This is a genomic window from Streptococcus sp. DD04 (genome assembly GCF_001578725.1).
In the GTDB taxonomy this organism is placed as follows: Bacteria; Bacillota; Bacilli; order Lactobacillales; family Streptococcaceae; genus Streptococcus; species Streptococcus sinensis.
Genome location: NZ_KQ968976.1, coordinates 144,606 through 155,558, shown reverse-complemented (window position 1 = coordinate 155,558; position 10,953 = coordinate 144,606). Strand labels below are relative to the sequence as shown.

At 44.7% G+C, this 10,953-nt stretch carries 10 protein-coding genes and 1 pseudogene; 10 read left to right on the top strand and 1 reads right to left on the bottom strand.

Annotated features, from left to right (window positions below; genetic code table 11):
- The first annotated feature begins 254 nt into the window (after positions 1 to 254).
- Positions 255 to 989 (top strand): CRISPR-associated endoribonuclease Cas6, encoded by a 735-nt coding sequence (gene cas6, locus STRDD04_RS00725; RefSeq protein ID WP_062198486.1) that lies wholly within the window; start codon positions 255 to 257, stop codon positions 987 to 989.
- Between the two features lie 109 nt (positions 990 to 1,098).
- Here cas6 and STRDD04_RS00720 read toward each other — a convergent pair whose 3' ends face one another.
- The gene (locus STRDD04_RS00720; RefSeq protein WP_062198484.1) at positions 1,099 to 2,007 is read right to left on the bottom strand and encodes a LysR family transcriptional regulator; all 909 of its coding nucleotides are present in this window, start codon (positions 2,005 to 2,007) and stop codon (positions 1,099 to 1,101) included.
- 186 nt (positions 2,008 to 2,193) lie between these two features.
- Here STRDD04_RS00720 and STRDD04_RS00715 point away from each other — a divergent pair, with 186 nt between their 5' ends.
- The 9 genes and pseudogenes from STRDD04_RS00715 to STRDD04_RS00675 all read left to right on the top strand — a co-directional run.
- Positions 2,194 to 3,000 (top strand): dihydroorotate dehydrogenase electron transfer subunit, encoded by an 807-nt coding sequence (locus STRDD04_RS00715; RefSeq protein WP_062198482.1) that lies wholly within the window; start codon positions 2,194 to 2,196, stop codon positions 2,998 to 3,000.
- A 12-nt stretch (positions 3,001 to 3,012) separates the two neighbouring features.
- Complete coding sequence (locus tag STRDD04_RS00710; protein ID WP_062198480.1) at positions 3,013 to 3,951, top strand: dihydroorotate dehydrogenase; 939 nt, start codon at positions 3,013 to 3,015, stop codon at positions 3,949 to 3,951.
- Between the two features lie 205 nt (positions 3,952 to 4,156).
- A complete protein-coding gene (pyrF, locus tag STRDD04_RS00705; RefSeq protein WP_037618089.1) occupies positions 4,157 to 4,849 on the top strand; it encodes an orotidine-5'-phosphate decarboxylase in 693 nt (230 codons plus the stop codon).
- A 75-nt stretch (positions 4,850 to 4,924) separates the two neighbouring features.
- Complete coding sequence (gene pyrE / locus STRDD04_RS00700; protein WP_062198479.1) at positions 4,925 to 5,554, top strand: orotate phosphoribosyltransferase; 630 nt, start codon at positions 4,925 to 4,927, stop codon at positions 5,552 to 5,554.
- A gap of 112 nt (positions 5,555 to 5,666) precedes the next feature.
- On the top strand, positions 5,667 to 7,187 hold the full coding sequence (locus tag STRDD04_RS00695) for a glycosyltransferase family protein (protein WP_062198478.1): 1,521 nt from the start codon (positions 5,667 to 5,669) through the stop codon (positions 7,185 to 7,187).
- A gap of 66 nt (positions 7,188 to 7,253) precedes the next feature.
- Positions 7,254 to 7,907, top strand: a complete 654-nt coding sequence (locus tag STRDD04_RS00690) for a uracil-DNA glycosylase (protein ID WP_062198477.1) — start codon at positions 7,254 to 7,256, stop codon at positions 7,905 to 7,907.
- Between the two features lie 8 nt (positions 7,908 to 7,915).
- On the top strand, positions 7,916 to 8,380 hold the full coding sequence (locus STRDD04_RS00685) for an NUDIX hydrolase (protein ID WP_062198475.1): 465 nt from the start codon (positions 7,916 to 7,918) through the stop codon (positions 8,378 to 8,380).
- A 12-nt stretch (positions 8,381 to 8,392) separates the two neighbouring features.
- A pseudogene (locus STRDD04_RS00680) lies at positions 8,393 to 9,660 on the top strand (dihydroorotase).
- Between the two features lie 158 nt (positions 9,661 to 9,818).
- Positions 9,819 to 10,953 (top strand): metallophosphoesterase (locus STRDD04_RS00675; protein WP_197460058.1); only part of this gene is annotated, 1,135 nt, incomplete at its 3' end.

Sequence of the window (10,953 nt, the reverse complement as noted above, 5' to 3'; positions counted from 1 at the left end):
CCCCCTAAACCTCGAGAGGGGACGGAGTAGATGGGGGCTTTTTTGTTTTCTACTTAGATTTTTGCTTTGCCAAGAAAAAAGGATGTTGACTGTTAACGTTCGTTTTTCTCAAACGTTTTAAAAATATTGACAACGCTTTCAAAAGTTGATATAATAAGCTCAGTAAATAATAATCGTTCTAAAGGGCGCCATGAAATCGGTGAAACATTCTTTTGCCTTTTTCTGGCGCTTTTGCAGTATGGAGAGGAGACCGTGTGAAGAAAGTAGAGTTACATTTATCAAAGACAAGACTAAAAGATGAAGAATTGATCAGTAAGCTTCAGGGCTTTTTGATGGCAAACATTTCGCCAGACTTTGCGACCTTTCTCCATGAGCAGGAGACCAATCCCTATTCGATGAATCTAAGCTCCACGCGCGATGAATCGGTGTGGGTTGTCAATTTGCTTTCAGAAGAGGCGGAACAGCAAATGCTAGCTCCTTTATTAAACTTGGAAACCATCAAGCTAGAGAGCTGCGCTGAGGAAATCCTTATCAAAAAGGCGGAAATCCACTCCTTGTCCCAGCAGACCTTGCTGGATATTTACCAAGATGATGATGCTTCCCACCTGATACGCGTCCATTTTTATACGCCAACGACTTTTAAGCGTCAGGGGCAGTTTGTGCTATTTCCAGACACACGTCTGATCTTTCAAAGTTTGATGCAAAAATACAGTCGACTGGTGGAAGGAAGAGCGGAAATCGAAGAGGAGACCCTGCAGTTTTTAGCAGACCATAGCCAAATCACCAGCTATCATCTAAAAAGTCATTATTTTCCAATTCATGGACGAAAATACCCCGCCTTTGAAGGCAGGGTAACGATTCAGGTAAAGGGAGCATCCACACTAAAAGCTTATGCGCAGATGCTCCTAAGATTCGGTGAGTATGCTGGAGTCGGTACAAAGTGTAGCCTAGGAATGGGAGGGATGAGAATTGAAGAAAGAAAAGATTGAGTGACTCCAACCTTTCCCCCATCTGATAAACCTGAAGGGAAACCAAGTCTCAAAAATAGAAAAAACACCTAGAGCCTGCAGTAAGCTGCCTGCTTCTAGGTGTTTTACTTTATTTATCAAACTGTACTTCCTCAATCAGGTACTCGATAAAGCGCTCTCCCATCTTGGACAGGCTGGCTTTTTCGTGCTGGATGTAGACCAGCTCGATTGGGTCATCGATGTCCAGTGGGATAGAGACGATATTATCACCGTTGAGGTTGCTGTTGAGAATACCGGTCGCGATAGTGTAGCCATCTAGACCGATCAGGAGGTTAAATAAGGTTGCACGGTCGCTGACGACGATAGACTTTTTGTGGTGCTCCTGCGAAAGGATTTCTTCTGAAAAGTAGAAGGAATTGTGCGTACCTTGGTCATAACTGAGATAAGGGAAATCCTCTAAGTCGGACAGTTGTACCAGCTTCTTCTTGGCCAGCGGGTTGGACTTGCTGACAAAGATATGGGGCTGCGCTGTGAAGAGATGGGTCGCAATCAGATGGCTGTCGTCTAGCATTTTGGATAAGACATCGCGGTTATAGCTGTTGAGAAAGAGCACACCGATTTCGCTGCGGAAGTTTTTCACATCGTCGATGATTTCCCAAGTTCGAGTCTCCCGTAGGAAGAGCTCGTATTTTTCCATGTCGCTCTTTTTTAGAAGTGACACGAAAGCATTGACCACAAAGGCATAGTGCTGGGACGAAACGCTGAAAAGCTCGCGATTGGCGACGGGGTTCTTATAGCGTTCCTCCAGCAGCTGGGTCTGCTCTACCACTTGGCGGGCATAAGAAAGAAACTCCATGCCGTCCTTGGTCAGGGTAATGCCCTTGGGATTGCGGATGAAGATGTCAATACCCATTTCATTTTCCAAATCCCGCACGGCATTGGATAGACTAGGCTGGGTAATAAAAAGTTGCTTGGCAGCCTCATTCATGCTGCCTGTCTCGACGATTTTGATAATGTAGTGTAATTGTTGAATTCTCATAGGTCTATTTTATCATATTAGCATTGACAAAACACAGTTTAAGTTGTAAAATATTTTAAATTCAACCTTTAAGGAAGTCCAGAGAGACTGCAAGGAAACGGAAAAAGAACAGAAGGCTCAAATGCCTTTCTTTTGTAAAACCTTGCTGTGGCGAGGTTTTTATCATATAAGGAGAAAGAGGGTATCATGGTTAGCGAAAGCTGTAAAGAGAGATTTGGCAAGATTATGCTGGAGCAAATGGAGCTGCTGGATCAAGTAGAAATTGCGCCTCAGATTTTTTCGATGCGTCTGAGAGGCCAGATGGTGAGCCAGATGCAGGTCGGGCAATTCCTGCACATCCGAGTGCCAGATGATAGTAAGCTGCTACGACGGCCCATTTCAATATCGGAGATTGATCGAGAGCAGCAAATCTGCCGGATCATTTACCGAGTTGAAGGTGGCGGTACGGCAATCTTCTCTCAGCTCCCTGTCGGCAGCTATCTTGATGTCATGGGGCCTCAGGGCAATGGTTTTGATTTGTCTCCTGTAGGGAAGGGGGACAAGGTCTTGATTATCGGCGGTGGTATCGGTGTGCCTCCTCTCTTACAAACAGCGAAAGAACTGCATGCTAAGGGTGCCCACGTTATAGCAGTATTAGGCTTTGCCAATCAATCTGCGGTCATTTTGGAAAAAGAATTTCGTGAGTGTAGTCAGTTGTTTATCACTACAGATGATGGAACTTATGGTCAAAAGGGCTATGTATCAACCATTGTCGACGAGCTGAATGAGGATTTTGTTGCGGTCTATTCCTGCGGGGCGCCCGGTATGCTCCAGTATGTGGATCGAAAATTTCATGATCATCCCCATGCTTATCTATCAATGGAGTCACGGATGGCTTGTGGCATGGGCGCCTGCTATGCCTGCGTCGTTCATGTAGCAGGTCAGGATGAAGCAGTTAATAAGCGGGTCTGCGAAGACGGACCAGTTTTTGAGACTGGAACCATCGTGCTTTAGGAGGATAAAGAAATGACTAAAAATCGTTTGAAAATTTCTCTGCCAGGCTTAGAGCTAAAAAATCCAATCATTCCAGCTTCAGGTTGTTTTGGCTTCGGTCAAGAATATGCCAAATACTATGACTTGGATCTACTGGGCTCTATCATGATCAAAGCGACGACGCAACATCCCCGCTTTGGCAATCCAACGCCCCGTGTGGCTGAGACGCCAGCTGGTATGCTCAATGCTATCGGCCTCCAAAATCCAGGTGTAGATGCAGTTTTGGCGGAAAAACTTCCTTGGCTGGCCAAGCATTATCCAGATTTGCCGATTATTGCCAATGTGGCCGGTTTTTCCAATGAAGAATATGCTTATGTATCTGGAAAAATCTCTCAAGCCCCCAATGTCAAGGCAATTGAGCTCAATATTTCCTGTCCCAATGTAGACCATGGCAATGCGGGGCTTTTAATCGGGCAAGTCCCTGAGCTAGCTTATGAAGCAGTAAAAGCAGCAGTTGCTGTCTCCCAAGTCCCAGTCTATGTCAAATTGACCCCCAGCGTAGCAGATATTACCCAAGTGGCCAAAGCAGCAGAAGATGCTGGTGCGAGTGGCTTAACCATGATCAATACCTTGGTGGGAATGCGCTTCGATCTGAAAACGAAGCGGCCCATCATTGCCAATGGAACGGGAGGCATGTCTGGTCCAGCTGTCTTTCCTGTGGCTCTCAAGCTAATCCGTCAAGTCGCGCAGTTCACCAAATTGCCAATTATTGGTATGGGGGGAGTCGACTCGGCAGAGGCGGCGCTGGAGATGTTTATCGCCGGAGCATCAGCTATCGGTGTCGGAACGGCGAATTTTACCGATCCATATGCCTGCCCCAACATCATAGAAAACTTGCCGCAGGTCATGGATAAATATGGCATTGAAAACCTAGAAAGCTTGAGAAAAGAAGTCAGAGAAAATTTACTTTAAGCTCGATTTTCTCTTGACAAACTTCCCAGTAAATTATAGAATGTTTAAGATAAAACCTTTAAAGAAGTCCAGAGAGGCTCTAAGGCGCATACGTTTAAAATGGCAGATTCTGCCTAATTTTCGTGTAACCTTGCTCTCGGGCAAGGTTTTTTCTATGATTGTAAATCATTGCTATTTTTAGTAAATAATAAGGAGAACCTACCTCATGCGTGAAGAACGTCCCATTATCGCCCTAGACTTTCCATCCTTTGATGATGTCAAAAACTTCCTGGAGCATTTTCCTGAAGATGAAAAACTGTACGTCAAAATCGGCATGGAATTCTTTTATGCCATTGGTCCAGAAATTGTGCATTATCTGAAAGGTTTGGGACATAGTATTTTCCTCGATTTGAAATTGCACGACATCCCTAATACCGTGCGTTCAGCTATGTCTGTTTTGGGAACATTCGGCATTGATATGGTGACAGTTCATGCAGCTGGCGGTGTTGAGATGATGCGGGAGGCCAAAAAAGTTCTCGGCGACAATGCTAAATTGGTAGCGGTGACCCAGTTGACTTCGACCAGTGAAGAAGACATGCGCGACTGCCAAAATATCCAAACAACCGTGCAGGAATCCGTTGTCAATTATGCCCGCAAGGCCAAGGAAGCTGGGCTGGATGGGGTTGTTTGTTCAGCCTTGGAAGTTGAGCTGATCAAGGAAGCTACGGCGGACGATTTTCTTTGCGTGACGCCAGGTATCCGGCCAGCAGGTGCTGAAATAGGTGACCAAAAACGGGTCATGACGCCGCAGGAAGCTCATCAGATTGGCAGCAATTATATTGTGGTTGGTCGTCCGATTATTCAGGCTGAAAATCCTTGGGATGCCTATCATGAAATTAAGAGACAGTGGAACAGCTAAGCAAAAATAAGACTTTCAAATGAAACCTTCAAACGAAACGAATAGCTTAAAAAACAGATTTATAAGGAGTAAAAAATGACTTTAGCCAACGATATTGCACGCGACTTGTTGAAAATCAAAGCGGTTTACTTGAAACCAGAGGAGCCTTTTACTTGGGCTTCTGGGATTAAATCACCGATTTATACAGATAACCGAGTGACTTTGGCCTACCCAGAGACTCGGACTTTGATTGAAAATGGCTTTGTTGAAAAAATTCGTGCGGAATTTCCTGATGTGGAAGTGATCGCGGGTACGGCAACAGCAGGTATTCCTCACGGGGCTATCATTGCTGACAAGATGAATCTTCCTTTTGCTTATATCCGTAGCAAACCAAAAGATCACGGGGCGGGCAATCAGATTGAAGGCCGGGTGGCTCCTGGTCAAAAGATGGTTGTCATTGAAGATTTGATTTCCACTGGTGGCTCTGTTTTGGATGCTATTGCGGCAGCCAAGCGTGAAGGAGCAGATGTAATCGGTTCTGCAGCTATTTTCACCTACGAATTGCCAAAGGCGGATAAGAACTTTGCGGATGCAGGCGTGAAGTTGGTGACCTTGTCAAACTACACAGAGCTTATCCACTTGGCTGAGCAAGAAGGCTACATCAATGCAGAAGGATTGGCTTTGCTGAAGAAGTTTAAAGACGATCAAGAAAACTGGCAAAATTAAGAAGGTACGAGGAGGCGGGACGAGGATGTCCCTGTCTCCTTTTTAAGATTTACTTGGGCTCTGCTCACTTTTTAAAATAGCAAAAAGTGCTTGATTTTGTTATAATAAAGCCATGTCTAAGATTTATCATGTCACTTTTTCGATCCTGCAAAAAATCATGCTGGTATTGAGCATTCATTGGTTGTTTACAGCTATTTTTCATGTGTCGCAGTTGAGTAGTTTGGCTCTGATTTTGTTTGGCGTCTTGGCCTTTCTAGCGGATCGCTATCGGCTTCAGCTCAAAAAGTCTTATCATTTTCTAATGAGGCACAAGCTGGCTATTGCTTTGGCAGCTCTTATTTTTCAGCTCCTCATGCTCTTATCGGCTGAGCTTTTGATTAGGCGGGATGCAGCGGTAGTTTTCACAGGGGCTTTCAAGTACCTGAAGGAGTCGTCCATTTCCAGCTACCTGACGCGCAATCCTAATAATCTGCCCCTCTTTCTCTATGAGCGTTTCTTCTTTAATCTCTTTGGCGAAGCAGCTCTTTGGATTATGCAGGGACTCAATCTTTTTTACGTCAATATTGCGACTTGGATCCTCTACAAAGGTTGTCAACGGTATTTTTCGCAGGCTACAGCCGATGCGGTTTTTAGCCTTTATGTGGCCTTGGTCGGATTTTCACCTTATTACATGTCCATGTACACAGACATTCCACCCCTGCCTTTGATTAGTCTACAGATTTTTCTGGCTCTTGGTTTACTCAAAAATCAGGAAAAAATCAGACCAATCATTGGCAGAAGCCTCTTGCTAGGAATTCTGACCAGTCTTGCCTTTCTGATTCGTCCGACAGTGATGATTCTGATGATTGCTGTTTTTGGAGTCCTGTTTTTGAGGAAAAACTGGAAAAAGTTTTTCTTGACGGCAGCAGTCTTTGCTCTAAGCTTTTCAGCAGGCTACCTTCCGCTTCATTACGGTTTAGCTCATCAGACAGAAGTGCCGATTATCCAAGGGGAAGGATTGGCCAAAGGACCGCTACTTTTCATCAATCTGGGTTTAACCAATATTGGTCACGATCAGGAGGATATGAAGGAAGGGCTGTTGCAATATGTTGATCCTGATAAGCGGGATGACTACAATAATGGAATGTTTGCTACCGAAAATGTCATTAAAGAAATCAAGCGACGTCTGAAAGAATACACTCCACTGACCTTTCTTCAACATCTGTATTATAAGCAATCTTTGACGGTTGCCGAAGGCAACTTGGGCTGGCTCTATCGGAGTGTTGAACATGAAAAAACGCCCTATATTTCACCGCTTTATGAAAGCACAAAAGATAATGCATTTACCCAGTTTATCCGTGATTTTTTCCTAAATTCCGATAAAGATAGTTATCGTTATTATTCGCTACTTAAGCAGGTGGTTTGGATTATCATGGCTTTGGGGCTTGTCTTTGCCCTTTGGAAATACCGACCAGACGACTCTTTGAATTTCTTAATCTTGGCAGTCTTTGGAGGTTTGCTCTTTTTACAGATTTTTGAAGGAGGGAAGACCCGGTATCTGATTCAGTTTCTGCCGCAAATTCTAATTCTGTCAGCTGTGGGCTTGACTCAGTATCCGCTAGATTTGAATCGCATGAAGTTTTGGAAAAAATGAGGTCTAAGGAGACCTATTGTCATCCCTTGCTCGTAAACATAGAATGTAAAATAAAAAGGAGAGAAGATGCAGCATTCAGCTTGGCATGCTTTGATTAAGGAGCAGCTGCCAGAAGGTTATTTTGCAAAAATCAATCATTTTTTAGACGAAGTTTATGCTTCAGGAACCATTTACCCACCTCGCGACAAGGTTTTTAATGCCATTCAGACGACGGATTTGGCGGATGTTAAGGTGGTTATTTTAGGGCAGGATCCCTACCACGGACCGAGACAGGCGCAGGGCTTGAGTTTTTCGGTCCCTGATGACATTCCAGCACCGCCTTCTTTGCAGAATATTCTCAAAGAACTGGCTGATGATATCGGAGTGAAAGAGTCGCATGATTTGACGTCATGGGCTCAGCAAGGAGTTCTCTTGCTCAATGCTGGACTGACAGTGCCTGCTGGCCAAGCCAACGCTCATGCCGGCTTGATTTGGGAGCCTTTTACGGATGCCATTATTAAGGTCGTTAATGCAAAGTCAGATCCGGTTGTCTTTATCCTCTGGGGTTCTTACGCCCGCAAGAAAAAAGCTTTGATTAGTAATTCCCAACATTTGATTATTGAGTCGGCTCATCCAAGTCCGCTGTCTGCTTATCGTGGTTTCTTTGGCAGCAAACCTTTTTCCCGCACCAATGAGTTTTTAGTTACTAAAGGCTTGGAGCCTATCAATTGGTTAGTATAGGAGGTAGTATGGTTCAGTTAGCAACGATTTGTTATATTGATAATGGTCGGGAGTTTCTCATGTTGCACCGCAACAAAAAGCCCAACGATGTTCATGCCGGGAAATGGATTGGTGTCGGTGGCAAGCTAGAGCGGGGAGAAACCCCGCAGGAATGCGCTGCTCGCGAAATTTTAGAGGAAACAGGGCTAAAGGCCAAGCCTGTCCTAAAAGGTGTTATTACTTTTCCAGAATTCACTCCCGACTTGGACTGGTATACCTATGTTTTCAAGGTAACGGAGTTTGAGGGGGAGTTGATTGATTGCAATGAAGGGACGCTGGAATGGGTGCCTTACGATCAGGTTCTTTCAAAGCCGACTTGGGAAGGAGATCATACCTTTGTTGAATGGCTGCTGGAGGATAAGCCCTTCTTTTCAGCCAAATTTATTTATGATGGTGATAAACTGCTCGATACGCAGGTGGATTTTTACGAATAAAGGAGATAAAAAATGCTACTAATCAAGAATGGCCGTGTAATGGATCCTAAGTCTGGTCTAGATCAAGTGTGTGATGTGCTGGTGGAGGGCAAGAAAATTGTCAAAATCGGCCAAAATCTGGAAGCGACTGATGCCCAAGTTCTAGATGCCAGTGGTTTGGTCGTTGCCCCCGGTCTGGTTGACATTCACGTTCATTTTCGGGAGCCGGGTCAGACTCATAAGGAAGACATTCACACAGGAGCTTTGGCAGCGGCAGCAGGCGGCTTTACAACGGTCGTTATGATGGCCAATACCAATCCGACCATTTCTACAGTTGAAACGCTGCAGGAAGTGCTAGAGTCAGCTAGTCGTGAAAATATTCATATCAAGTCGGTCGCGACCATTACTGAGAGTTTCGATGGCCAGCATTTGACAGATTTCAAAGCTCTCTTGGCTGCTGGTGCCGTTGGCTTCTCAGATGACGGGATTCCTTTGGAAAGTTCAAAGGTTCTTCGAGAAGCCTTGATCGAAGCCAGAAAAACAAGACCTTTATTTGTCTGCATGAGGAAGATCCAGGACTCAACGGTATTCTGGGCTTCAATGAAAATATCGCCAAAGAGCATTTTAATTTTTGCGGGGCGACAGGTGTGGCCGAATATAGTATGATTGCTCGCGATGTCATGATTGCCTACGATGCTAAAGCCCATGTCCATATCCAGCATCTATCTAAGGCAGAAAGTGTCAAGGTTGTCGAGTTTGCCCAAAAACTGGGGGCTCAGGTAACGGCAGAAGCAGCACCTCAGCACTTCTCCAAGACTGAGTCTCTGCTGTTGACTAAGGGCAGCAGTGCTAAGATGAATCCGCCTTTGCGGTTGGAATCTGACCGTATGGGTGTCATTGAAGGGCTCAAATCGGGTATCATTTCCGTTATTGCAACGGACCACGCACCACACCATGCCGACGAGAAAAATGTGGCGGATATCACCAAGGCACCATCTGGTATGACTGGTCTTGAAACCTCGCTTTCTCTGGGGCTGACCTATCTGGTGGAAGCAGGGCACCTTAGCCTCATGCAACTGTTAGAGAAAATGACGGTCAATCCAGCTAGTCTCTATGATTTTAATGCTGGTTTTCTGGCCGAAGCAGGTCCGGCTGACATCACTATTTTCGATCCTAAAGCTGACCGCTTAGTCTCCGATCACTTTGCGTCCAAAGCAGCCAACTCACCTTTTATTGGAGAAGAACTAAAAGGACAAATCAAATATACCATCTGCGATGGAGAGATTGTCTTCCAAGCCTAAGTTTTAATTCATAGAATAGCAACGTCCCTTTCAGATTTGGGGCGTTTTTTCTTATTATGGAGGAAAAGAGAGGACTTGGTTAAAATCTGACCAAATAAGATTCACTTTTTACAAAAAAACGGTATAATATTACAAAAAACATAGATTGGAGCTTTTTGATGAAAAAGAAGCATCTTATTTTACCTGTTTTATCCACAATCCTTTTGGCGCCTGCCTTTTTGGCCCATCAAGTTGCGGCGGATGATGTCCAACCAACTACGACAGTATCAAATCTTAGCAACTCTGTTCAACAGCCAGCTGAAACTGAAGTAGCACCGACTAGTGGTGAATCTGCCGATGAAGCTAGTGTGAATGCAGCTATAGCTGCTAATGGTCAGGATGCATCAGGTGCGGCGGCTCCTGAAGCAAATTTGCCTGAGGCAACTATTCTTCACACAAATGATGTACACGGTCGTATCGTGGAAGAAAAAGGTGTTATCGGAGATGCCAAGCTTGCAGCTGTCATCAAAGAAGAACGTGCGAAAAATCCTCAAACTCTCGTTGTGGATGCAGGTGATGCTTTCCAAGGTCTGCCAATTTCAAACAGTTCAAAAGGGGAAGAACGTGCGAAGATTCTGAATGAAATTGGTTATGATGCAATGGCGGTCGGAAACCATGAATTTGACTTTGGTTTGGATGAAGCCAAAAAATACAAAGAAATTCTCAATTTCCCACTGCTTAGCTCCAATACTTATGCTAACAATGCACGTGTTTTCCAAGCTTCAACCATTGTGGACAAGGATAAGAATGTAGAAGGTGATGAGTTTGTTGTGATTGGGGTGACCACTCCTGAGACAGCTACAAAAACTCACCCTAAAAACATTCAAGGTGTGACCTTCGCGGATCCAATCACAGAGGTTAATCGGGTGATTGACGAGGTCGAAGCACGTGCAGCTGCAGAAGGCAAGACTTACAAAAACTATGTTGTTCTGGCTCACTTAGGTATCGATACTACGACGCCACTTGAATGGCGCGGCTCTACTCTAGCGGCAGCCCTGTCTGCAAATGAAAAACTCAGAGGCAAACGTGTTACCGTGATTGATGGTCACTCTCATACAGTTGAGTCCACTACTTACGGAGAAAATGTGACCTACAACCAGACTGGCAGCTACTTACATAATATCGGTAAAGTTACCTTTAAGGCCAACCAACTTTTGGGAAATCCTCAGCAAATTTCAGCTGAAATAGCTAAAAAAGCGACTCCAGACCCAGTTGTAGCAGAGATGGTCAAGAAGATTAAGGAAAAATACGATG

Excerpts from the sequence above, each read along its gene's own strand:
- STRDD04_RS00720 (WP_062198484.1), bottom strand. The coding sequence starts at position 2,007 with ATGAGAATTCAACAATTACACTACATTATCAAAATCGTCGAGACAGGC.
- STRDD04_RS00715 (WP_062198482.1), top strand. The coding sequence starts at position 2,194 with ATGGTTAGCGAAAGCTGTAAAGAGAGATTTGGCAAGATTATGCTGGAG.
- STRDD04_RS00710 (WP_062198480.1), top strand. The coding sequence starts at position 3,013 with ATGACTAAAAATCGTTTGAAAATTTCTCTGCCAGGCTTAGAGCTAAAA.
- pyrF (WP_037618089.1), top strand. The coding sequence starts at position 4,157 with ATGCGTGAAGAACGTCCCATTATCGCCCTAGACTTTCCATCCTTTGAT.
- pyrE (WP_062198479.1), top strand. The coding sequence starts at position 4,925 with ATGACTTTAGCCAACGATATTGCACGCGACTTGTTGAAAATCAAAGCG.
- STRDD04_RS00695 (WP_062198478.1), top strand. The coding sequence starts at position 5,667 with ATGTCTAAGATTTATCATGTCACTTTTTCGATCCTGCAAAAAATCATG.
- STRDD04_RS00690 (WP_062198477.1), top strand. The coding sequence starts at position 7,254 with ATGCAGCATTCAGCTTGGCATGCTTTGATTAAGGAGCAGCTGCCAGAA.
- STRDD04_RS00685 (WP_062198475.1), top strand. The coding sequence starts at position 7,916 with ATGGTTCAGTTAGCAACGATTTGTTATATTGATAATGGTCGGGAGTTT.